The sequence below is a fragment of the Sandaracinobacter sp. genome (assembly GCF_041909755.1).
Lineage (GTDB): Bacteria > Pseudomonadota > Alphaproteobacteria > Sphingomonadales > Sphingomonadaceae > Sandaracinobacteroides.
Window position 1 is genome coordinate 46,786 of sequence record NZ_JAYRCW010000002.1, and the last position, 21,397, is coordinate 68,182.

19 protein-coding genes are annotated in these 21,397 nt (G+C 68.6%); 7 read left to right on the forward strand and 12 right to left on the reverse strand.

Annotated elements, in window-relative coordinates; all coding sequences use genetic code 11:
* Positions 1 to 8 precede the first annotated feature (8 nt).
* From ACE3O8_RS00675 to ACE3O8_RS00715, 9 genes are all read right to left on the reverse strand, one after another.
* On the reverse strand, positions 9 to 914 hold the full coding sequence (locus ACE3O8_RS00675) for a transglutaminase domain-containing protein (protein ID WP_374385702.1): 906 nt from the start codon (positions 912 to 914) through the stop codon (positions 9 to 11).
* The gene (locus tag ACE3O8_RS00680; protein WP_374385704.1) at positions 911 to 3,373 is read right to left on the reverse strand and encodes a circularly permuted type 2 ATP-grasp protein; all 2,463 of its coding nucleotides are present in this window, start codon (positions 3,371 to 3,373) and stop codon (positions 911 to 913) included. The genes ACE3O8_RS00675 and ACE3O8_RS00680 overlap by 4 nt, the downstream gene beginning before the upstream one ends.
* 17 nt (positions 3,374 to 3,390) lie before the next feature.
* On the reverse strand, positions 3,391 to 6,759 hold the full coding sequence (locus tag ACE3O8_RS00685; RefSeq protein WP_374385707.1) for a DUF2126 domain-containing protein: 3,369 nt from the start codon (positions 6,757 to 6,759) through the stop codon (positions 3,391 to 3,393).
* A gap of 97 nt (positions 6,760 to 6,856) precedes the next feature.
* Complete coding sequence (locus ACE3O8_RS00690) at positions 6,857 to 7,282, reverse strand: thioredoxin domain-containing protein (RefSeq protein WP_374385709.1); 426 nt, start codon at positions 7,280 to 7,282, stop codon at positions 6,857 to 6,859.
* A gap of 4 nt (positions 7,283 to 7,286) precedes the next feature.
* Entirely contained in the window at positions 7,287 to 7,667 is a 381-nt protein-coding gene (locus ACE3O8_RS00695; RefSeq protein WP_374385711.1) for an ArsR/SmtB family transcription factor, read from the reverse strand.
* Positions 7,668 to 7,683: 16 nt separating this feature from the next.
* A complete protein-coding gene (locus ACE3O8_RS00700) occupies positions 7,684 to 8,526 on the reverse strand; it encodes a class I SAM-dependent methyltransferase (RefSeq protein ID WP_374385713.1) in 843 nt (280 codons plus the stop codon).
* Positions 8,523 to 8,636: a cytochrome bd-I oxidase subunit CydX gene (gene cydX / locus ACE3O8_RS00705; RefSeq protein WP_374385715.1), complete on the reverse strand. Its 114-nt coding sequence runs from the start codon at positions 8,634 to 8,636 to the stop codon at positions 8,523 to 8,525. Before cydX ends, ACE3O8_RS00700 begins: the two co-directional genes overlap by 4 nt.
* Before the next feature lie 11 nt (positions 8,637 to 8,647).
* Entirely contained in the window at positions 8,648 to 9,796 is a 1,149-nt protein-coding gene (cydB, locus tag ACE3O8_RS00710; protein WP_374385717.1) for a cytochrome d ubiquinol oxidase subunit II, read from the reverse strand.
* 11 nt (positions 9,797 to 9,807) lie between these two features.
* Positions 9,808 to 11,391, reverse strand: coding sequence for a cytochrome ubiquinol oxidase subunit I (locus tag ACE3O8_RS00715; protein ID WP_374385719.1), 1,584 nt, complete (start codon positions 11,389 to 11,391; stop codon positions 9,808 to 9,810).
* 90 nt (positions 11,392 to 11,481) lie between these two features.
* Here ACE3O8_RS00715 and ACE3O8_RS00720 point away from each other — a divergent pair, with 90 nt between their 5' ends.
* Together ACE3O8_RS00720 and ACE3O8_RS00725 are read left to right on the forward strand one after the other, a co-directional pair.
* The gene (locus tag ACE3O8_RS00720; RefSeq protein WP_374385721.1) at positions 11,482 to 13,044 is read left to right on the forward strand and encodes an ATP-binding cassette domain-containing protein; all 1,563 of its coding nucleotides are present in this window, start codon (positions 11,482 to 11,484) and stop codon (positions 13,042 to 13,044) included.
* Positions 13,041 to 14,624 (forward strand): ATP-binding cassette domain-containing protein, encoded by a 1,584-nt coding sequence (locus ACE3O8_RS00725; protein WP_374385723.1) that lies wholly within the window; start codon positions 13,041 to 13,043, stop codon positions 14,622 to 14,624. The genes ACE3O8_RS00720 and ACE3O8_RS00725 overlap by 4 nt, the downstream gene beginning before the upstream one ends.
* A gap of 6 nt (positions 14,625 to 14,630) precedes the next feature.
* Here ACE3O8_RS00725 and ACE3O8_RS00730 read toward each other — a convergent pair whose 3' ends face one another.
* Positions 14,631 to 15,641: an NAD(P)H-dependent flavin oxidoreductase gene (locus tag ACE3O8_RS00730; protein ID WP_374385725.1), complete on the reverse strand. Its 1,011-nt coding sequence runs from the start codon at positions 15,639 to 15,641 to the stop codon at positions 14,631 to 14,633.
* A gap of 94 nt (positions 15,642 to 15,735) precedes the next feature.
* A complete protein-coding gene (locus ACE3O8_RS00735; RefSeq protein WP_374385727.1) occupies positions 15,736 to 16,164 on the reverse strand; it encodes an organic hydroperoxide resistance protein in 429 nt (142 codons plus the stop codon).
* 142 nt (positions 16,165 to 16,306) lie between these two features.
* Between ACE3O8_RS00735 and ACE3O8_RS00740 the strand changes: the two genes are divergently transcribed.
* The 5 genes from ACE3O8_RS00740 (at position 16,307) to ACE3O8_RS00760 (ending at position 20,964) form a co-directional block, all read left to right on the forward strand.
* Positions 16,307 to 16,759 (forward strand): MarR family winged helix-turn-helix transcriptional regulator, encoded by a 453-nt coding sequence (locus tag ACE3O8_RS00740; RefSeq protein ID WP_374385729.1) that lies wholly within the window; start codon positions 16,307 to 16,309, stop codon positions 16,757 to 16,759.
* Positions 16,760 to 16,861: 102 nt separating this feature from the next.
* On the forward strand, positions 16,862 to 17,317 hold the full coding sequence (locus ACE3O8_RS00745; protein ID WP_374385731.1) for an Rrf2 family transcriptional regulator: 456 nt from the start codon (positions 16,862 to 16,864) through the stop codon (positions 17,315 to 17,317).
* A gap of 134 nt (positions 17,318 to 17,451) precedes the next feature.
* Positions 17,452 to 17,637, forward strand: a complete 186-nt coding sequence (locus ACE3O8_RS00750) for a YezD family protein (RefSeq protein WP_374385733.1) — start codon at positions 17,452 to 17,454, stop codon at positions 17,635 to 17,637.
* A gap of 74 nt (positions 17,638 to 17,711) precedes the next feature.
* A complete protein-coding gene (locus tag ACE3O8_RS00755) occupies positions 17,712 to 20,150 on the forward strand; it encodes a TonB-dependent receptor (RefSeq protein WP_374385735.1) in 2,439 nt (812 codons plus the stop codon).
* Positions 20,151 to 20,223: 73 nt separating this feature from the next.
* Positions 20,224 to 20,964: a hypothetical protein gene (locus tag ACE3O8_RS00760; RefSeq protein WP_374385737.1), complete on the forward strand. Its 741-nt coding sequence runs from the start codon at positions 20,224 to 20,226 to the stop codon at positions 20,962 to 20,964.
* A gap of 2 nt (positions 20,965 to 20,966) precedes the next feature.
* Here ACE3O8_RS00760 and ACE3O8_RS00765 read toward each other — a convergent pair.
* On the reverse strand, positions 20,967 to 21,397 hold a 431-nt coding region (locus ACE3O8_RS00765), incomplete at its 5' end, for an alkyl sulfatase C-terminal domain-containing protein (RefSeq protein WP_374385739.1).

Consider the following 21,397-nt stretch of genomic DNA (forward strand, 5'->3'; position numbering starts at 1 on the left):
GCGGCCGCTCAGGCCGCGGAGACCTGCTCCCCGGCCTGACGCGGAATCACGTCCACCGCGACGTCCATCGACTGGTCCGCGCCGCCGTGGAACACCCCGTCCAGCGGGGCGACATCGGCATAGTCGCGGCCCATGGCGACGAAGATGTGGCTGGCATCCGCCAGGCAGTCGTTGGTGGGATCGAAGCCGATCCAGCCCAGCTGCTCCCCGCACCACAGCGCCACCCAGGCGTGCATGGCATCCGCCCCCACCAGCCGCGGCTTGCCCGGTGGCGGCAAGGTGCGCAGATAGCCGCTGACATAGGCGGCCGGGATGCCATGCGCGCGGGCCGCAACGATCATCACATGGGCGAAATCCTGGCAGACGCCCCGCCGCTTGGCGAAGGCTTCTTCGGGCGGCGTATCCGTCCGGGTCGCCTTCGCGTCATAGCGGAAGCCGGCGTGGATCGCGGCCATCAGCGCGCGGCCGGCCGCAACCACCCCGGCCTCATCCCCCAGCATCGGCCGGGCCCAGTCCGCGATGACGGCCGACGGCCGGGCGACGGACGAGGCATAGAGATAGGCAGACGGCGCCAGCGCATCCAGCCCGCCGTGGGTCAGCGCCTCCGCGCGGATCTGCCCGACGCTGGGCGCCGGAACCGTCTGCAACAGGAAGCCGGGCTCGGCCACCTCCACGGTGAAGCGGCTCTCCACCATCAGCCGCTGGATCGGTTCGCCAATCGCCAGCCTGTCGCGGGTCACATGCCAGGGGCCGAACGCCTGCTGCACGGAGGCCGGGGCCGGATCGATCAGCAGCTCATGGCCGTGCAGGGTCTGCCCCGGCCAGGGTGCGGGCCGCAGGCGCAGGTTGAACCGGGCCAGCCGGACAGGCCCGGTATAACGCACGATCGTCCTGTGGCTGACATCATAGATCATGCAAGAAACTGGCCGCCGCCCTTCCCGTCCGCGCGCTCGATAGGCAGGAAATAGCGCAGCGAAACCGCTTCGGACAACGCCCTCAGCCGCTCGTCCGTTTCAGACAGAAGCGCTTCGCCCACATCCCCTGCTGTCAGCCCGGCAAAGGCGGCCCGCGCCGCGCGCGACGCCCTGAGCGGGGCTTCGGGAAGGCCATCGTCGGCGAGCGGCGGCAATGCCTCGATATGGGCGTTCAACCGGTTCAGCTGGAACATCAGCGACCGGGGATTGTCCGGATCCAGCAGCAGCAGATCGAACACGGCGTTGCGCGACGGCCGCGCCAGATAGCGGGAGCGATAGGTGATCTGGCTGTCGCACAGGTCCAGCATCACCGACAGGGCATCGCTTTCGCCCGGCGCGCGCTGCATCTGCTGCACCATCCGGCAGATCGCCAGCGCCCGTTCCAGCCGTCGGCCGATCTCCAGGAACCGCCAGGCGGGGCTTCGCACCATGTCCTCCGCGATCAGCCCGGCCAGCGCGCTGAACTGTTCGATCAGGTCCCGCACCAGCCGCTGCTGCTCGCTGCGGTCGGCCGGCACATCGGGCAGCGGCCGGCTTGCCAGCCGCCAGAAATCCGATGCGAAGCGGTCGCGCAGCGCCAGCCCCGTATCCCTCAGCGCCGCCAGCAACGAGCCCACGGAACCCGGCCGCCCCGATCCGTTTAGCGCCACCCGGCAGATCTCCGGCACCGCACGATCCGGCATTTCCGTCGGCAGGGCATCCCAGAGGAACAGCAGCTCCGCCAGCAGCTCCCGCACGCCGGTGTCGCGCACGGCCACCGAATCCAGGTCGATGGAACTGCCCAGCATCGACCGCAGCACCCGGACAGTCGCCTCCGCCCGTTCCAGATAGCGGCCGAACCAGAACAGATTGTCCGCCGCCTGGCTGGCAAGGATGCCACCCCCGCGCCGGATCGGCGGGTCGGCGTGAAACAGCGTCGGCAGCTGCACGCGCCCGGCTTCCTCGTCGACGATGCACACGTCGGCAGACAGATCGCCTTCGCCCATCAGCGAGGACCGCAGCCCGCCATCCGACGCGATGCGGGCAAAGCCGCCCGGCATCACCATCCACTGCCCGTCCCCGCCCCGCGCCACGAAGGCGCGCAAGGTGAAGGGCCGGGGCTCGAACCCCTCGCCCGACAGTACGGGGGTGGTGGACAGGTTCACGATCTCCTGGCCGCAGAAGTCCATCGGGCGGCGGGCCATCGCATCCAGCAGCCGGGTCCGTGCCGCACCGGACAGGTCGGCGCCCGCAACCGCGTGCGCGCCTTCCAGCCCTTCGACCTCGTCGGAAAAGGCCGGCGAGATCAGCAGGTCGTCCAGCCTGTCGCGCACAAGGGCGGCTTCGTGCGGCTGCCCGCACCACCAGGTCGCCACATTCGGCAGGATCGGCGCCTGTCCGGTCAGCCGCTGGCAGAGCGCGGGCAGGAACGCCGCGAACGCGGGCGATTCCAGCAGCTCCACGCCCGGCCAGTTCGCCATCGCCAGCCGGCCGTGCGCCCAGGCATCGAACAGATCGGGCACACCCAGCCGGGATCGGGAATCGAACCGCAGCGGATCCAGCGCATTGGTGTCGATCCAGCGCCAGATGGCATCGATCCGCTTCGGCCCGGCGATCGTCCGCACGTAAAGGCGGCTGTCCATCACCGTCAGGTCGCGCCCCTCCACCAGCGGAATGCCCAGATAGCGCGCCAGATGCGCCTGTTCGGGATAGCTCTGGTTGAAACGCCCCGGCGTCAGCAGCGCGATCCGGGGGGAGGCCCGCTCGCTCCCCCGGGCGATCCCTTCCCGCAGTCCCGCGAAGAAGCCCGCCAGCCGCCGCACATGGATGCCCGACAGCAGCGAACCCGTTCCGCGCGAAAGCGCAAGCCGGTTTTCCAGCGCATAGCCGATGCCGTTCGCCAGGCGCAGCCTGTCGGCCAGCACCCGCCACTGCCCGCGCGGGCCGCGCGCAAGGTCCACGGCATAGACATGCAGATAATGATCCCCGCCGGGCTTCAGCCCCACCATGTCGCGCGCGAACCATCGGCTGCCCGTCACCACCGCCGCCGGCAGATGGCCTTCCGCCACCAGCCGCTGCGCGCCATAGATGTCCGCGATCACCTGTTCCAGCACCTCGGCCCGCTGGATCAGGCCGCGTTCCACCGTTTCCCATTCCGCCGCGCCGATGATCAGCGGCATCGGGGTCAACGGCCAGCTGCGCTCCTCCATGTCGCCCGCGATGCGAAAGCTGAAACCCATCTCCTGCACCTGCCGCGCCAGCAGCTCATGCGGAGTCAGGCCTGCGCCGACCGCAAGATCGAACAGCGCGCCGGCGACATTCGACCATTTCTCCGCCACCGAATGCGGGGCGTGGCGAAACAGATCGCCGGCGTCGACATCCACCGGATAGTGCCGCAACCGGCTGTCCACCGGCGGCATGGATACAATGGCCGCGGTCAGCGTCCGTCCCCCCGGGGTGCAGCCCGCCTGAGGTCCAGCGACATCGGGAACTCGCCCGGCAGCTCCTCCGCCGGCATCTCGCGCGCGCCGGGCGAATGGCCATGATCCTGAAAGCGGCTCCGGCGCCGCGCTTCCGCCTCATAGCCGTTCACCGGCACATCGTCATAGGATCGCCCGCCCGGGTGCGCGACATGATAGACGCAGCCGCCCAGTGAACGGCCGTTCCAGCTGTCGAGGATGTCGAAGGTCAGCGGCGCCTGCGCCTTCATCAGAGGGTGCAGGCAGTTGGCAGGCGCCCAGGCCTTGTAGCGCACCCCGCCCACGGCCTCGCCGGACACGCCCGTCGGGTGCATCGGAACCCGCCGCCCGTTGCAGCTGATGATGTGGCGGCCGGGCACCAGCCCCGTCGCGCGCAGCTGAAGCCGTTCGGTCGAGCTGTCCACATAACGCACCGTGCCGCCGATCGCGCCGGTTTCCCCCAGCACGTTCCACGGCTCCAGTGCATGGGAAACTTCCAGAGAAACGCCGCCGCCCTCCACCACCCCATGCACCGGGAAGCGGAACTGGCGCTGCGCCTCGAACCAGACGGGATCGAAATCAAAGCCCGCCTCGCGCAGATCCGCCAGCACCTCCAGGAAATCGGCCCACACGAAATGCCCCAGCATGAAGCGGTCGTGCAGCGCCGTGCCCCAGCGCACCAGATGGCCCTCGCGCGGCTGCTTCCAGAACATCGCCGTCAGCGCGCGCAGCAACAGCTGCTGTGCAAGGCTCATCTTCGCGTCCGGCGGCATCTCGAAGCCGCGAAATTCCACCAGCCCCAGCCGCCCTGTCGGGCCATCGGGGGAAAACAGCTTGTCGATGCAGATCTCGGTGCGGTGGGTGTTGCCCGTCACATCCACCAGCAGGTTGCGGAACAGCCGGTCCACCACCCACGGCAGCGGCTGGCCCGCCTGCGGCCCCGGCACCTGCGCCAGCGCGATTTCCAGCTCGTACAGGCTGTCGTGCCGGGCCTCGTCGATGCGCGGGGCCTGGCTGGTCGGGCCGATGAACAGGCCGGAAAACAGGTACGACAGCGAAGGGTGCCGCTGCCAGTAGAGGACGAAGCTCTTCAGCAGGTCCGGGCGGCGGATGAAGGGGCTGTCGGCGATGCTGGCGCCGCCAAGCACGATATGGTTGCCCCCGCCCGTGCCGACAGAGCGGCCGTCCACCATGAACTTGTCGGCCGTCAGCGCGCAGCTGCGGGCGCAATCATACAACGTCTCCGTCACCTCGACGAGCTCGCGCCAGCTGCCAGTGGGGTGGATGTTCACTTCGATCACGCCCGGATCCGGCGTCACTTTCAGCACGATCAGGCGCGGGTCCGGCGGCGGCGGATAGCCCTCGATCCTGACCGGCAGGCCGCTCTCTTCGGCCACCGTCTCGATGGCGGCCACAAGATCCAGATAATCCTCCAGCGATTCCACCGGCGGGATGAAGACGGACAGATGATCACCGCGCGGCTCGACAGTGACGGCAGTTCTGACAGCGCCTTCGATCGCCACCTGCTCCACCCGCTGCTGCGCGGCGCCTGCCGGGCCTTCCACGGCGATGGCGGCCTGTTCAGCCAGCGCCTCGCGGACCTGTTCGCCGCGCTCCACCTGCTCGGCGCGGAAATCGGCGAGCGGCCGGCGCGGCTCCGCCGTGTCGCGCGGGTGGATGTAGGGATAGGCCGATTCCGGCACATACGGCAGCGACCCGAGCGGCAGGCGATAGCCCAGCGAACTGTCCCCCGGCACCGCAAACAGCGCGCCGCGCCGCACCTTCCACTGCTCGCTCCGCCACCGCGGCATCGGCGACGCAGCAGCCTGCCAGCGCTGAACCGGCAGCACATAGCCCACCGGCTTCGAAAGCCCGCGCTGGAAGGTTCGCATGAAGCGTTCGCGCACTTCCGGATCATCCAGCGCCGGATCGTCGGGTTTCGTGTTGGCCGGCAGTTCCGCCTCCTTCACGATCCACTCAACGGCATCCTCATACACCGGCTGCACGAAGCCGGCTTCCAGCCCCAGATTGCCGGCCGCCGCCTTCAGGAAGCGCTCGGCAGAGCCGCAATCCACCTCCACCTCCGCCACTTCGTCGGGCATCCGCACTCCGGCCAGCAGCGCCTCGTCGCGCCAGATCGGCACGCCATCCCTGCGCCAATAGATGGAATAGCCCCAGCGCGGCAGGCTCTCGCCCGGATACCATTTGCCTTGCCCATGATGCAGCAGCGATCCGGGCGCGAACTTCGCCCGCAACATTCGGATCAGCCGGTCGGCATAGGCGGCCTTGGTGGGGCCGACAGCGGCGCTGTTCCATTCCGGGGCCTGAAAGTCGCTGTCGGCGATGAAGGTGGGTTCGCCGCCCATCGTCAGCCGCACGTCCAGCGCCTGAAGTTCGGCATCAACCTTGTCGCCCAGCGCCAGCAGCGCGGCCCAGCGGCCATCGGTGAAGGGCCTGGTGATGCGCACGGCCTCGGCAATGCGCGACACGCTCATCTCGAAATGGAAATCCACCTCGGCCGGCTCCGCCAGCCCGGTAATCGGCGCGGCAGAGCGATAGTGCGGCGTTGCGGCCAGCGGGATATGCCCTTCGCCCGCGAACAGGCCCGATGTCGGGTCCATCCCCACCCAGCCAGCGCCGGGGATATAGGCTTCCGCCCAGGCGTGCAGGTCGGTGAAATCCGCTTCAGGCCCTTTCGGCCCCACCTTCGGCTCCACATCGGCCTTCATCTGGATCAGGTAGCCGGATACGAACCGTGCCGCGAACCCCAGCCGCCGCAGCAGCTGCACCAGCAGCCAGGAACTGTCCCGGCAAGAGCCCGTCCCCAGCGTCAGCGTGTCTTCCGGCGCCTGCACGCCCGGCTCCATCCGCACCACATAGCCCACGCGCGATTGCAACGCCTGGTTCACCGCCACAAGGAAGTCGATGGTGCGTCCCGAATGGCCGGCGAATTCGGCCACCAGCGCCTCGAACGCGGCCCCCGTCTCGGTCGCCTCGAAATAGGCGGCCAGATCCTCCTTCAAGGCCGGGTCATAGCCGAAGGGCATTTCCTCCGCCTGCGGGTCCAGGAAGAAATCGAACGGGTTGATCACGGCGAGGTCGGCGAGCAGGTCCACCTCGATCTGGAAATGATCGACCTTCTCCGGAAACACGATCCGCGCCTGCCAGTTGCCGTGCGGATCCTGCTGCCAGTTCAGGAAATGGTTCGAAGGGCTGATCTTCAGCGAATAGTTGGGCACGGCCGTGCGGCTGTGCGGGGCCGGGCGCAGCCGCACGATCTGCGGCCCCAGCGCAATGGGCCGGCTATAGCGATAGCGGGTCAGATGGTGCAGGCCGGCCTTGATCATCGCCGGATTGTGCGTCGCAGGCTGCTGCATCGCAACAATATTGTTGCCGTCGGCCGCCCTTACGGACCAGCGCGCCGCCTGCCCATCTATCCGGGGCCTAAAGCGCCCGTCCGGCGAAGGCGCGGATCTGCGGCAGGGACAGCGCGCCCGAAACGCGGTCAACCTCCCGCCCGCCCTTCAACAGCAGCATTGTCGGAACCGATTGGATGCCCAGCGCCGCGGCCAGCGCGGGCGCGGCATCGATGTCCACCTTGGCCAGCCGGATGCGCGGCTCCAGCTCTGCGGCAGCGGCTTCGAAGGCCGGGGCCATCGCCCGGCACGGCCCGCACCATTGCGCCCAGAAATCCACCAGCAGCGGCAGCGTTCCGCGATCCCGGTGCAGGCGGAACCCGGCCTCGTCCAGTTGCAGCGCGCGGCCCGTGAACAGGGGCGATTTGCAGCGCCCGCAGGTCGGCCTGTCGGCCAGGCGCCCGGTGGGCACCCGGTTCACCGCGCCGCATCCGGGGCAGGGCAGTTGTTCCATCGTCTCAATCCCCGATCGGCTGCATGTCCAGCCGGGAGGCCGGCAGCCCGGCGTCGCACACGTCGCACAACGCCTCCATCACCGCGCGCACCCGCGCATCGGCCAGGCGGTAGCGAACCTGCTGCCCTTCGCGCTGCGGCGCAACGACACCGGATTCGCGCAGAAGCGCCAGATGCTGCGAGACGCGTGATTGCGAAAGCCCGGTCAGCGCCACCATCTCCCCCACCGTGGGGCGGCGCCCGCCGTCCATGTCGCTCATGCCCATGCGGCACAGCATCCGCAGCCGGTCTGGATTGGCGAGCAGCTTCAGCACCCGGGCCATCGCATCGGCATCGCGCCCCAGCGGCATCATCTCGCCCTCCTCGGGCGGTGCATGTGCAGTCATCATCGTATCGCGTCTCTCATTGCCTGCGGGCCGAAAGCAGCCAGACCGCAGCGTCCATCGGCACACCCTCGTCTGTCGCCACGCCCGCATACAGGTCTTCCAGCGCCGCCGTGGCCGCCGCCAGCACACCTGGCCCGGCCGCCTCGGCCAGTTCGCCGACAGAAAAAGCCCCAAGGGCAAAGGCGGCCGCCCGGGCCGGTGTCGCCCCCGGCCCGCCCACCAGCATCGGCTGTTCCAGCAGCTGCCGGTCAAAGCCGGTGAAACCGGCCTCTTCCAGCAGCGCCCGGTGAAAATCCGGATCCGACAGCTGGAACGGCCCGGGTGCCAGCGGCTCGGCCTTTGGCAGCTCCACATGCGCGCCCACCACGCGCCGCATCTCCATCATCCAGGGATTGCGGCGGGGTTCCGCCCACACCGCCATGTTCAGCTGCGCGCCCGGCGCCAGCAACGACGCCAGGTGCCGGAACGCCGCCGGCGGGTCCGCGAAGAACATCACGCCGAAGCGCGACATCAGTCGGTCGAAGGGTCCGCCGCCGGGCCGGGCGGTCGCCGCATCCCCCACCTCGAACCGCACCTGCGGCAGGCCTGTGGCGCGTCGCACCGCTTCGGCCACCAGCGCGGGGGAAATATCCAGCCCCAGCGCCAGCCCCTGCGGCCCGACCGCCTCGCCGATCCGCCGTGTGGTCCAGCCGCCGCCGCAGCCGATGTCCAGCACCCGCTCTCCGGCGCGGATGCCGGCCCGATCCACCAGCGCCGCACCAAAGGCGGCCAGCTGGGCTTCCATCAGATCGACATCGCGCAGCCAGCGAAGCCCGCGCTCCCCCGACCAGTCCTCGGGCATCTGTGCGGCGGCGCTCATTTCCACCAGGGCTCGCCATCGTCGTCGGCATGAAATTCATGCCACATCCCGTTCAGGATGCCGAACCCCACCGCGAGGCCGAGGCCGAGAACCCATGTGAAATACCACATCGCGGACCCTTTCAGTAGTAATCGCCCGAGGAGCGGACCTGTTCCGTCGTCACCCGCCCGAACAGCACCTTGAACACCCAGGCCGTGTACAGCAGCACCAGCGGCAGCAGGATCACCGTCGCCAGCAGCATGATCCACAAGGTGAGGTGGCTGGACGAGGCATTCCAGACCGTGAGGCTGGAGGACGGATCGACCGTGCTGGGCAGGATCACGGGGAACATCGACAGGCCCACGGTGGAAATGATGCCGACAACGGCAGCGGACGACCCGATGAAGACACCCTTATCCCAGCGCCGGGCGATGCCCAGCATGGCCAGCGCCGTTCCGGCAAAGCCCAGAACCGGGGCCAGCAGCATCCAGGGGTGGGCGGCATAATTCTTCACCCAGGCGCCCGGCGACGCCACCGCGCCGTGCAGCAACGGGTTTGAGGGGCCGTTCGGATCCACGCCGGCCGCGATCTCCACCCCCATGTCGCCCATCGCCACGAACAGCCCGCCGCCCGCGAACAGCAGCAGGCTCAGCACGCCTGCCCATTGCCCCAGCCGGCGCGCCCGGTCCAGCACGGGCCCATGCTCGATCTTCAGGCTGAGCCACCCGGCCCCGTGCAGCACCAGCATCGAGACAGAGAGCAGCCCGGCGAGCAACGTGAAGGGGGAGAACAGGTCCATGAGCCCGCCATCCCAGAAGGCGCGAAGGTCGCTGTCCAGGTGGAACGGCACGCCCTTCAGCACGTTGCCGACCGCCACGCCGAACACCAGCGCGGGCACGAAACCGCCCACGAACAGCGCCCAGTCCCAACGGGCGCGCCAGGCCGGATCATCCTTCTTCGACCGGTATTTGAAGCCGACAGGTCGCAGGATCAGCGCCATCAGCACCAGGAACATCGCGAGATAAAATCCGGAAAAGCTGATCGCATACACATGCGGCCAGGCCGCGAAGATCGCGCCGCCGCCCAGGATGAACCACACCTGGTTGCCTTCCCAGGTCGCGCCGATCGAGTTGATCACCAGCCGCCGCTCCTCGTCGGTGCGGGCGACGAAGGGCAGTACGGCAGCCACCCCCAGATCGAAACCGTCCGTCAGCGCGAACCCGATCAGCAGCACCCCCAGCAGCAGCCACCAGATCAGGCGAAGCGTCTCATAGTCGAAGGGAATGGGCATCGCCTCTCTCCTCACTCGGCCGGCAGCGGCACGAAGCCGCCGCGCGCGCGATCCTCGGTCGCGGCCGGGCCGCGTTCCTCGCCCCTGTCAGGCCCGTGCCGGATCGCCGCCAGCATCAGCCGCACCATGATCACCGCCAGGATTCCATAGGCGAGCGTGAAGCCCGCGATCGTCGTCCAGATCTGCGGCAGGGTCAGGCTGGACGAGGCAAGGAAGGTGGGCAGCGCCCCTTCCACCGCCCAGGGCTGGCGGCCATATTCCGCCAGCACCCAGCCCATTTCAGCCGCCGCCCAGGGCAGCGGGATCACCGCGACCGCCAGCTTCTGGAACCAGCGCACCCCGAAGCGACGCTTGCTGGCCAGCCAGAAGGCCGTTCCGAAAAAGGCGATGAAGAAGAAACCCAGCCCCGCCATGCCCCGGAAGGCCCAGAACAGCACCGGCACATTGGGCACCGTGCTCCAGGCCGCCTTGTCGATGTCGTCGGCAGTCGCCGCGCGCGGATCGGCCACGAAGCGCTTCAGCAGCATCGCATAGCCAAGGTCGGTGCGGTGCTGCTCGAACTGCTCCCGCGCCGCCAGGTCCGTCCGGTCCACCTTCAGCTTCTCCAGCGCGTCATAGGCGAGGATTCCGCGCCCGATGCGCACCTCGGCGGTTTCCACCAGCTCGCGGATGCCCGTGACTTCGCCGGTGAACGACCGCGTCGCGATCAGCCCCAGCACGGCAGGCACGCGGATCTCGAAATGCGTCACCTGGGCCTGCTTGTCCGGGATGCCGAAGATGGTCAGCCCGGCGGGCGCGGGTTCGGTTTCCCACATGGCCTCGATGGCGGCCAGCTTCATCTTCTGGTTGTCTGTCAGCGCATAGCCCGATTCATCGCCCAGCACGACGACCGACAGCGAAGAGGCAAGCCCGAAGGCCGCCGCCACCACGAAGCTGCGCCGGGCGATCGGCCCGAAGCGCCCCTTCAGCAGATACCAGCTGGAAACCCCCAGCACGAACACCGCCCCCGTCACATAGCCGGCGGAAACCGTGTGCACGAATTTCGCCTGCGCCACCGGGTTCATCAGCACCGCCATGAAATCGGTGACTTCCATGCGCATTGTTTCCGGGTTGAAGCGCGAGCCGACCGGGTTCTGCATCCAGCCGTTGGCGACAAGGATCCAGAGCGCAGACAGGTTCGACCCCAGCGCCACCATGAAGGTGACGAACAGGTGCCCCACGCGGGTCAGCCGGTCCCAGCCGAAGAACATCAGCCCCACGAAGGTCGCCTCCAGGAAGAAGGCCATCAGCCCCTCGATCGCCAGCGGCGCCCCGAAGATGTCGCCGACATAGTGGCTGTAGTAGGACCAGTTGGTGCCGAACTGGAACTCCATGGTGATGCCGGTCGCCACGCCCAGCACGAAGTTGATCCCGAACAGCTTGCCCCAGAAGCGTGTGGCGTCGCGCCACACCGCCTTGCCCGTCATCACATAGACACTCTCCATGATGACGAGCATGAAGGAGAGGCCGAGCGTGAGGGGGACGAACAGGAAATGGTACATCGCCGTCAGCGCGAACTGCAGGCGGGACATCTCGACGACGGCCAGATCGACCATGAATCACCTCATAGAGTCGCAGGCAGTGAGTCGCTTGCCGGCCCGCCGCCGCACCTTATATGAGGATTTCCTAATTAAAAAGCCGATGGAATGAAAGCGTCAGAACAGCGCACCCGGCACCATGGCAGCCATGCCGCGACCATCAGCTGGCTGGCCGATGCGCTGGGCGCTGCGCTGGCGGCCGCAGGGCTGGCGCTGGGCGTCGCCGCCGTCGCACATCCCGGATCGGCCGCCATGTGGCAGGCGGCGCTGCTGCTGGGCGCGGGCGGGGTGGTTCGCGCCGCCGCCCAATGGATGGCGACCGATCTCGGCCTGAAGGCCGCCTTCGCACGGAAGGCTGCGGAGCGCGCCCGCCACTGGCCCGCGCTGCTCGCGGCGCCGCGCGCCACCAGCCTCTCGGGCGACGATCTGGGCCGCGCCATCGATTCGATCGAGATGCTGGAAGGGCTGGAGGCCCGCTTCCGCCCCCTGCGCCTCGCAGCCGTGGCGGCGCCGCTTCTCATCGCGCTGATCGTGGCGGCGGCCAGCCCGGTTTCGGCCGTCATCCTGCTGGCCACCCTGCCCCCCTTCATCGCAGGGCTGGCGCTGGCGGGCACCGCCGCGCGCGCCACGGCGGCGCGCCAGCTGGGCGCATTGCGGGATCTGAACGCGCTGTTCGCCGACAGGCTGCGGGCGCTGCCCGAAATCCGCCATTTCCGGGCGGAAGATCGCATCCTCCGCCAGATGGGAGACAGCAGCCGGGCGCTGGCGGATCGCACCATCGCCACGCTCAGGATCGCCTTCCTGTCGGGCGGCGTGATCGAGTTCTTCGCGGCAATCGCCGTCGCGCTCGTCGCCCTCTACGCGGGCTTCAGCCTGCTGGGCATCCTGCCGTTCCGCGTGCCGGAAACGCTGTCGCTGCTGTCGGCCTTCTTCGTGCTGGCGATGGCGCCGGAATTCTACCTGCCGTTCCGCCGCCTCGCCGCCGCCTACCACGACAAGCAGCTGGGCGAGGCGGCAGAAGCCGCCCTGGCAGCGCCCGATGCCGTCCCCGCGCCGGGAACCGCCCCCTTTGCCGGCGTTTCGGCAACCGGCCTGCTGCTGCGCCATGCCGAGGGCCCCCTGATCGGGCCGTTGGACTTCCGGCTGGACCCAACCGGCCTCATTGCGCTGGTCGGCCCCACCGGATCCGGCAAATCCTCCGTGCTGGCCGTCGTCGCAGGCCGCGCGCCCATCGTGGGCGGAACGCTGACATGGGCCGAACGCGCACCGCCGCCGCTGGCCTGGGCCGGTCAGCGGGCCCTGATTCTGGCCGGCACCCTTGCCGACAACCTCGGCCTCGCCCGCCCCGGCGCACCAGACGCCGAGCTGGAGACGATGGCGGCCCGCCTCGGCCTTTCGCCGCTGCTGGCCACGCGCGGTCTCCACGGCGCGATCGACTGGCGCGGATCGGGCCTTTCCGGCGGAGAGCGCAGGCGCATCGGCGTGGCGCGGGCGCTTCTGTCCGGCCGGCCGCTGCTGCTGCTCGACGAGCCCACCGCCGATCTCGACGCCGACAGCGCTGCACTGGTCCGCGCCGCAGTGGAAGAGGCTGGCCGCAGCCGCGCCATCCTCGTCGCCACGCATGATGACCAGCTCGCCGCCCTTGCCGCCCAAGTGGTGCGGCTGCCATGAACCGGCCCGGCAGCGGGATCGAGGAGATCGTGGCGAACCGGGCCAGCGCGCGCGCCCGCACCATGCGCGCCGCCATCCTGTGCGCGGTCGCCGCCGCTTTCGCCGGATCAGCGCTGCTGGGCCTTTCCGGCTGGTTTCTGGTCGGGGCCGGGCTTGCCGGGCTCGCCGGCGCGGCGGGCGCCTTCAACTATCTCGTCCCCAGCGCCTTCATCCGGCTGGCCGCCATCCTGCGCACCGGCGGCCGCTATGGCGAGCGGCTGCTGTCCCACAAGGCGGCAATCCTTTCGCTGGCCGAAGTGCGGACGGATCTTCTCGCCCGGCTCGCCGCGACCGACCCGCGCCTTGCGACCTCCTTTTCGACGGGCCAATCGGTCGCGCGGCTGACAGGCGGGGTGGACGCGCTCGAGGCCCGGATGGTGCAGGCTCCGGCGCGCCCGGCGGCCATCGCGGCCGCGCTGGTCGCGCTCGCGCTGTGCGGCTGGGCGAGCCCGATGGCGCTCCCCCTGCTGGCGCTGGCGCTGCTGGCGCTCCCGGCCGCGCTGGGGCGGCTCGCCGCCCGGATCGTCGATCCCCACATCGCACGCGCCGAAACCCTGCAACAGCGCCTGAAGGCCGAACTGGCCGAACTGCTGATGTCGGGGCCGGAACTCGCGGCCTATGGCCTCGCGGAAACAGCGACGGCCGGGCTGCGCCGGTCAGCCGCCGAGATGGACAGCGCGCGCCTCGCCGCCGCACGGGGCGGCGCAGTCGCATCGGGGCTGCTCGCGGCGGCCGGGCCGCTCCTCGCGGCGCTTGTCTTCGCCCTGTCGCGCGGCGACGCCGCCGCCACGGCCGCCGCCGCACTTGCCGTCCTCGTCTCGGCGGAATCCCTGGGCGGCCCGCTGCGCTTCCGGCTGGAACAGGCCCGGTCGCAGACCGGCCTTGCTGAACTGGATCTCCTGGCCGCCGAAGCCGCACAGCCCTCGCGCCCGTTGCCGGCAGGTCCGCAACCCCTCGGCCTTGCAGGCGAACATCTGAACCCCGGGGAGAGGATGATTCTCACCGGCCGCTCGGGCTCGGGCAAGACCTCGCTGCTGGAAACGCTCGCCGGGCTTCGGGGGCATCCGGCTGTTCAGGCCGGTGTGGGCGGCCTCAGGGCGCAGGATGTGGCGTTCGAAGGGCTGTCCGCCCAGTTCGCGCTGGCTCCGCAGCACCCGGCCCTGCTGGCCGGCACGGTAGAGGACAATCTGCGCCTCGCCCGATCCGGCCTTGCGGAGGAGGAATTGTGGGCGGCGCTGGAAACGGCCTGCCTTGCTGCGGATGTCCGGGCGCTGCCGCACGGCCTCGCCACATTCCTGGGCGATGGCGGTGCGCGGCTGTCGGGTGGGCAGGTCAAGCGGCTGGCACTTGCCCGCGCCCTCCTCGCCGGCCGGCCATGGCTGCTCCTCGACGAGCCGACGGAGGGGCTGGACGCCGCCACCGAAGCGGAAGTCGCCCGCCGCCTGACGATCTGGCTGGACGAAACGGGAAGCGGGGCGGTGATCGCAACCCACCGCCCCGCCGTCCGGGCCATCGCGGCCCGGCATCTCGATCTGGGATAGCGCCGCTCAGGCGGCCTTCGTCGCCCCGCCTGCCGGCACGCGGAACCCGGCCAGCCGCTGGTCCAGGATGGCTTCCGCCTCCCCGATGATCCGGCGGATCAGCTCGTCGCAGGTGGGAATGTCGTGGATCAGGCCCTGCACCATGCCCGCCCAGAACACGCCCTTCGAAAGATCGCCGGTTTCCAGGAGTTCCTTTCCGGCCACGCCAGAGACCAGCTCGCGCACATCCTCGAACTTCGCGTCCGGGTTCTTCAGGCGGCGCACCACCTCGTCAGAGACATCGCTCTTCCCCACGCGGGCAGTGTTGTGGAAGTTGCGGAAGATCAGGTGGCTGCCCCGTTCGTCATTCTCGATATATTTCTGCTTCACATTGTCGTGAACGGGCGCTTCCTTCGTGGCGCAGAAGCGGGTGCCCATGTTGATCCCTTCGGCCCCCAGCGCCAGCGCGGCAACCAGCCCGCGCCCGTCGCCGAACCCGCCAGAGGCCAGCATCGGGATCTTCACCTTGTCGGCCGCCGCCGGGATCAGGATCAGGCCGGGGATATCATCCTCGCCGGGGTGGCCGGCGCATTCGAAGCCGTCGATCGAAATGATGTCCACGCCCTTGCGCTCGGCCGACAGCGCGTGGCGGACGGCGGTGCACTTGTGCAGGATGACGGTGCCGGGAACGGCCTTCACCACTTCCCACACCTCCGCCACAGCCTGCGTGCCGGCGGTTTCGAAGATGCGCACGCCGGCATCCAGCGCGGCCTTCGCAAAGCCCACATAATCGGGCGACATCGTCGTGGGGAACACGGTGACATTCACGCCGAACGGCTTCGACGTCATCCCCCGGCAGCGCTCCACCTCTTCGGCCAGCGCCTTCGGGCTGGGCTGCGTCAGCGCCGTCAGGATGCCGAGACCGCCCGCGTTCGAAACGGCGGAGGCCAGTTCGGCAATCCCGATGGACTGCATTCCCCCCTGGACGATCGGATGCTCGATCCCGAGCATGTCCGTGATGCGGGTACGAAACGGCATGGCTAGAAACTCCCTCTGATCTCGCCTTCCCCCTAGCGCGTCTGCCGCACCGCCCGCACCTCACCTCAATGCCAGCCGCGCAAGCGTTTCCGGCTCAGGCGACCGCCAGGCTGACGTCGATGTTGCCGCGCACCGCATGGCTGTAGGGGCACACCGCGTCGGCCGCCGCCACAAGCGCCTCGGCCGCCGCGCGATCCACGCCCGGAACCGAAACCTTCAGCGCCACTTCCAGCCCGAAGCCGCCGTCCGGGCGCGGGCCGATGCCCACCGTCGCCTGCACGGTTGCATCCGCAGGCACCCGCGCCAGCGAACCGTCGCGCGCGGACACAGCCTTCATCGCGCTCAGGAAGCAGGCAGCAAACCCGGTTGCGAACAGCTGCTCGGGGTTCACGCCCTTGCCGGCGCCGCCCAGTTCGCGGGGCATGCCCATCGTCACTTCGAAACTGCCGTCGTCCAGCCCGGAGGTGCCGTCGCGGCCGCCAACGGCGGTGGCGCTGGTGCGATAAAGCGTCTGGATTGCCATCAAAGTCATCCTCTTCCCGAATGTGCAGCGGCCCGGCCCGCGCCGAACTATATCGCTATCGATTTCATCGTGTGCGATATGAATGGCGAATCAGCCCGTGTCAATGCTTGCGATAAGGTCGTGCACGATCTATCTGTCCGCCATGGCAACGCACCCGCATCCGGACCCTGTCGATCCCTTCGCGGACTATCTCTGCTTTTCGCTCTATGCCGCGAACCTGGCCGTCGGCCGGCGCTACAAGCCGCTGCTGGATCCGCTCGACCTCACCTATCCGCAATATCTGGTGCTGGTGGCGCTGCGCGAAACCGGTGCCCAGCCTGTCGGCGCATTGGGGGACAGGCTTTGCCTCGAAACCAACACCCTCACCCCGCTGCTGAAGCGGATGGAGGCGGCCGGGCTCGTCACCCGGCGGCGCAATCCGGCCGACGAACGGGTCGTGCTGGTCGGCCTGTCTGCGAAGGGCGCCGATCTGGCCGAACGGGCCCGCGCGGTGCCCGCGCAGCTGATGGACGGCCGCATGGCGGATATTCCCCGGCTTTCAGCGCTGAACGCCGAATTGAAGGCGCTGCGCGCCGCCCTCGGCGAACCGGCCTGACACATCCGGCGCGGCCCTGCACCGGACTTGCCGCCGCCGATCGCGCAAAGTCTGCCAAATGGGTTGATATGTGCCCTCCACAGGCGCATTGGGCATGCCAAGATGCTGAACATGAAGTCGCGCTACGCCATGCGTGCGCTCCTCTATCTGGCCGGCCGCCATGGCGAAGGGCCCGTTCAGATCGGCGAGATCGCCGACACCCAGCGGATTCCGCGCAAGTTCCTCACCGTGATCCTCTCGGAACTCTCCCGCGAAGGCATCATCGGCACGAAGCGCGGCCGGGCCGGCGGCTACTGGCTGGAAAAAGGCCCGTCCGAGATCAGCTATGGCGACATCGTCCGCATCACGCGCGGATCGCTGGCGCTGGTGCCCTGCGCCGCCCGGCTCGCCTATGAACCCTGCGACAATTGCGTGCCGGAAAGCGAATGCCATCTGCGGCTGGTGATGCTGGCCGTGCGCGACGCGACCGCCGACGTGCTCGACCGCCTGACGCTGGCGGATCCGCCGCCGGGCACGGTCGACCTCTCCCCTCCTCCGATCGCCGCCGCCGCGCACTAACCTCCGTTTCCGGCTGAAGGCCCCGCGCACAAGCCGCGCTTTGCCGCCGCAAAGCCTCGCTTGACCATTTCCCTTCTTGTCTATCGGTTCAGTTGAGTTACCCTCATGCACCATTCAGGAAGAGGGAGACGACGATGCCGAACGACAGTCGATTCGCCGCCCCGGCCACACCGCGCGCCGAGGCCGTGCCGGAGGCCGCCGTCGCGCAGATCGTCGCGGCGCTGGGGCGCATCCGCTTCGGCGACATCCGCCTCACCGTCCATGAGGGCCGCCTCGTCCAGCTCGACATCACGGAGCGCACGCGCTTCGCCCAGACCTGACCCCACAAGCCAACTGCCTGGCGACCGGACCACCGGAGTCATGCCTCTCTCCAGACAACTGACGGAGGATCCGCATGATCTCTCATTTCCTGCTCGCCCCAGCCGCTCTCGCCGTCGCAAACCCTGCCCCCGCGCAGCCTGCCGCCGAACCTCAGGTCGCCGCCGAAGCCGGCGCGGACGACACTGCGATCGTCGTCACTGCCCGCCGCCGGGCGGAAAACATCCAAGACGTGCCTGTCGCCATTTCGGTGGTCGATGGCGCGACCCTGGATTCGAAGGGCGTTTTCAACCTGAACCGGCTGACGCAGCTGCAACCCTCGCTGCAATTCTTCTCCACCAACCCGCGGAACACCTTCATCAACATTCGCGGCATCGGCGCGCCCTTCGGCCTCACGAACGACGGCTTCGAACAGGGCGTCGGCGTCTATGTCGATCAGGTCTATTACAACCGCATCGCCTCGGCGACGCTGGATTTCGTGGACGTGGAACAGATCGAGGTGCTGCGCGGCCCGCAAGGCACGCTCTACGGCAAGAACACCACCGCCGGGGCCATCAACATCACCACCCGCGCGCCCAGCTTCGAGTTCGAGGGGCGCGCCGAAGTCTCCATCGGCAACCTCAATTTCAAGCAGGCGAAGGCCTCCGTCTCCGGCCCGTTGAGCGACACTCTGGCGGCGCGCATCAGCGTCTCGGCAACAGACCGGCGCGGCACGATCTACAATGTCGCGACAGACACATGGATCAACTCGCAGGATAATGTGGGCGTGCGCGCTGCGCTGCTGTGGAAGCCGACGGAAACCTTCCGCATCACCTTCTCCGGCGACTGGAACCTTCAGGATCCCATCTGCTGCGGCCAGATCTATGCGCGGCTCGGCACCACGCAGCGGGTCGCCAGCCGTCAATACCCGGCGCTGACGGCGCTGTTCCCCGGCTATCAGGTGCCCAGCACCAATCCGTTCGACAGGGTGACCGATCTCGATGCCGACATCGCCGCCCGCAACGAACTGGGCGGCCTGTCCGTCCGCGCCGAATGGGATGTCGGGCCGGGCACCATCACCTCCATTTCGGCCTGGCGCTACTGGAACTGGGGGCCAAAGAACGACCGGGATTTCACCGGGCTGCCCGTCTACACCAAGGTCAACAACCCGACGAAACAGGATCAGTGGACGCAGGAGCTGCGCTATGCCTTCGATACGGGCAGGATCGACGCCGTCGTCGGCGGCTTCCTCTTCTATCAGAAGATCCGCACCAGCGGCGTGCAGGAATCCGGCCCGGCCGCCAGCGCCTGGCTGCTGAACCCGTCCAGCGCGCTGTCGAAGAACCCGGCCGTGCTGAACGGGGTGATCGCCGAGAACGACATCCGGCTCGACAATCTGAGCCTTGCCGGTTTCGCCAAGCTGAACTGGAAGGCGGGAGACCGCTTCACCGTCTCGCCCGGCGTCCGCATCAACTATGACAAGAAGGACGGCTATTATGATTCCGTGGTGACGGGCAACGCCTCGAACGGCACCCGCCAGCTCGTCACCAACGATACGACGCACCCCTACTATAATGATCCATGGATCGCGGCGCAGCGCGGCCTGCAATCCTCCCAGTTCTTCGAACCCGGCTTCTCCGCCTGGAACCTCTCGTTCGACCTCAACCTGTCCTACCAGCTGTCGGACGATGTGCTGGGCTATGCCACCTATGCGCGCTCCTTCAAGACGGGCGGCATCAACCTGAACGGCGTGCCCAACCTGTCCAACGGGCTTCCGGCACTGGAAGTCGCCCAGATCAAGCCGGAAAAGGTGGATCATTTCGAGCTGGGCCTGAAAAGCCAGTTCTGGGATCGGCAGGCCACCCTGAACCTCGCCGCCTACTGGACGGAGATCCGCGATTTCCAGGCCAGCGTGATCAGCAACATCTCAGGCTCCAGCACATTGCGCGGCTATCTGGCGAATGCCGACAAGGTGCGGGTTCGCGGGGTGGAGGCGGATTTCTCCGTCCGTCCGTCGGACCGCTTCAACGCCTATCTGTCCGGCGCCTTCACCGATCACCGGTTTGTGCGCTTCGTCGACGCCCCCTGCCCGCCCGAACTGGCCGGCGGCGGCACCGGCACGCCCCCTGGCCCACCCTCCACGCCGGGCGCCAACAGCCCCGCCAATTGCGATGTCTCGGGCCAGTGGCTGCCGGGCATCTCGCGCTGGTCCTTCGCCTGGGGGGCGGAAGGCAATCTGCCCGCCACGCTGCTGGGCAAGGATGGTGAAGTCTATCTGGGCTATGAAGCGAGCTACCGCTCCACCTTCTCGTCCAACGCCTCGCGGTCGATCTACACCGATGTCCGCGGCTATTCGCTGCACAATATCCGCTTCGGCTTCCGCGACGATTCGCTGGATATCTTCGGCTGGGTGCGCAACGCCTTCGACCAGAATTACTATGAGTCGCTTGCCGTCACACCTGGCAACACCGGCCTTATCTCGGCCCAGCTCGGAGATCCCCGGACCTTCGGCGGCACCATCAGCTATCGCTTCTGAGGATGGCGGCCGGCGCGCGCCCCGCGCCGGCCCATCTTGAGGCCGGCGGCAAAACCGGCCATTCTTCAATCTCATGACGGCCGCTCGTCTCATAACGCCCGGCGCCCTAGGGGCACTGATCGCCAGCCGCTGCGAACCCGGCGCCGTCACCGTCATCGGCCTCACCGGCTCGGTCGCGGCCGGCAAGTCCACGCTTGCCACCGAACTCGCGGCGGCGCTGGCCCCGCGCCTGCGGGTGGAAGTGGTGCAGACAGACGGCTTCCTGCTCCCCAACGACGAGCTGGAATCCCGCGGCCTGATGCTGCGCAAGGGCTATCCCGAAACCTATGACATCGCCGCCCTTTCCGTCACGCTGGAGGCTGCGCGTGTCCGCCCCGTCCGCATCCCCGGCTATTCGCATGCGCTCTATGATGTCGATCCGGCGCTCGCCCGCACGATCGACAGGCCCGATCTCGTGCTGGTCGAAGGGCTGGGGTTCGCCCCCGCCGGCGGCGACAGCAGCGTGGCGCAGTCGCTCGACAGCCTCGTCTACCTCGACGCGACGGAGGAAGACCTGGAACATTGGTTCGTCGAACGCTTCATGGCCCTGTGGCGCGCCGCCGAACAGGATCCGTCGAGCTTCTACGCCCAGTTCCGCACGATGGGTGAAACGCAGGCGCGCGGGTTCGCCCGCACCGTGGTGTGGCGGCGCATCAACCTGCCCAACCTGCAGGAGCATATCGTCCGCGCCCGCCCGCTGGCGGATATCCTGCTGCACAAGTCGCGTGACCACAGCCTGAGGCTGGTGCGCCCCGACATCCCTGCCTGGGGCTGACCCTAAGGCGTCACGATCGGGAAATCCGCGGGCGGCGCTTCGAACAGGCCCAGGAACAGCGGCAGCAGCTCCGCCCGCCCCTCGATGATGGGCTGCGGCCCGCCCGCGCCCGCGCCCGCCAGCGCGCGCAGGAACGCCGCGCGCGGCATCGTCACCGTCACGTCCGCGGCATCCCCCACGCCCTGTTCATGCACCATCACCCCGTTGCGCACGGTGATGAAATGCCGCTCCTTCACATCCGGCAGCACCAGCGCCAGGGTGAAGGGGGCCGCAGGCGCCCGTTCCGGCACCAGCCGCACCGCCATCAGGTCCAGCAGCATCGCGGTCGGCACAAAGCGGGCCATCGCCAGCCCGCCGGCGGGCGCGGCCACCGGCCCGCCTTCCACTTCGGCCGCTGCCGTCAGATACATGTTGCGCCACAGCGAGCCTTCGG

Bases quoted from the DNA above. Each gene is read 5' to 3' on its own strand.
- ACE3O8_RS00675 (WP_374385702.1), bottom strand. From the start codon at position 914: ATGATCTATGATGTCAGCCACAGGACGATCGTGCGTTATACCGGGCCT.
- ACE3O8_RS00680 (WP_374385704.1), bottom strand. From the start codon at position 3,373: ATGCCGCCGGTGGACAGCCGGTTGCGGCACTATCCGGTGGATGTCGAC.
- ACE3O8_RS00685 (WP_374385707.1), bottom strand. From the start codon at position 6,759: ATGATCAAGGCCGGCCTGCACCATCTGACCCGCTATCGCTATAGCCGG.
- ACE3O8_RS00690 (WP_374385709.1), bottom strand. From the start codon at position 7,282: ATGGAACAACTGCCCTGCCCCGGATGCGGCGCGGTGAACCGGGTGCCC.
- ACE3O8_RS00695 (WP_374385711.1), bottom strand. From the start codon at position 7,667: ATGACTGCACATGCACCGCCCGAGGAGGGCGAGATGATGCCGCTGGGG.
- ACE3O8_RS00700 (WP_374385713.1), bottom strand. From the start codon at position 8,526: ATGAGCGCCGCCGCACAGATGCCCGAGGACTGGTCGGGGGAGCGCGGG.
- cydX (WP_374385715.1), bottom strand. From the start codon at position 8,636: ATGTGGTATTTCACATGGGTTCTCGGCCTCGGCCTCGCGGTGGGGTTC.
- cydB (WP_374385717.1), bottom strand. From the start codon at position 9,796: ATGCCCATTCCCTTCGACTATGAGACGCTTCGCCTGATCTGGTGGCTG.
- ACE3O8_RS00715 (WP_374385719.1), bottom strand. From the start codon at position 11,391: ATGGTCGATCTGGCCGTCGTCGAGATGTCCCGCCTGCAGTTCGCGCTG.
- ACE3O8_RS00720 (WP_374385721.1), top strand. From the start codon at position 11,482: ATGAAAGCGTCAGAACAGCGCACCCGGCACCATGGCAGCCATGCCGCG.
- ACE3O8_RS00725 (WP_374385723.1), top strand. From the start codon at position 13,041: ATGAACCGGCCCGGCAGCGGGATCGAGGAGATCGTGGCGAACCGGGCC.
- ACE3O8_RS00730 (WP_374385725.1), bottom strand. From the start codon at position 15,641: ATGCCGTTTCGTACCCGCATCACGGACATGCTCGGGATCGAGCATCCG.
- ACE3O8_RS00735 (WP_374385727.1), bottom strand. From the start codon at position 16,164: ATGGCAATCCAGACGCTTTATCGCACCAGCGCCACCGCCGTTGGCGGC.
- ACE3O8_RS00740 (WP_374385729.1), top strand. From the start codon at position 16,307: ATGGCAACGCACCCGCATCCGGACCCTGTCGATCCCTTCGCGGACTAT.
- ACE3O8_RS00745 (WP_374385731.1), top strand. From the start codon at position 16,862: ATGCTGAACATGAAGTCGCGCTACGCCATGCGTGCGCTCCTCTATCTG.
- ACE3O8_RS00750 (WP_374385733.1), top strand. From the start codon at position 17,452: ATGCCGAACGACAGTCGATTCGCCGCCCCGGCCACACCGCGCGCCGAG.
- ACE3O8_RS00755 (WP_374385735.1), top strand. From the start codon at position 17,712: ATGATCTCTCATTTCCTGCTCGCCCCAGCCGCTCTCGCCGTCGCAAAC.
- ACE3O8_RS00760 (WP_374385737.1), top strand. From the start codon at position 20,224: ATGACGGCCGCTCGTCTCATAACGCCCGGCGCCCTAGGGGCACTGATC.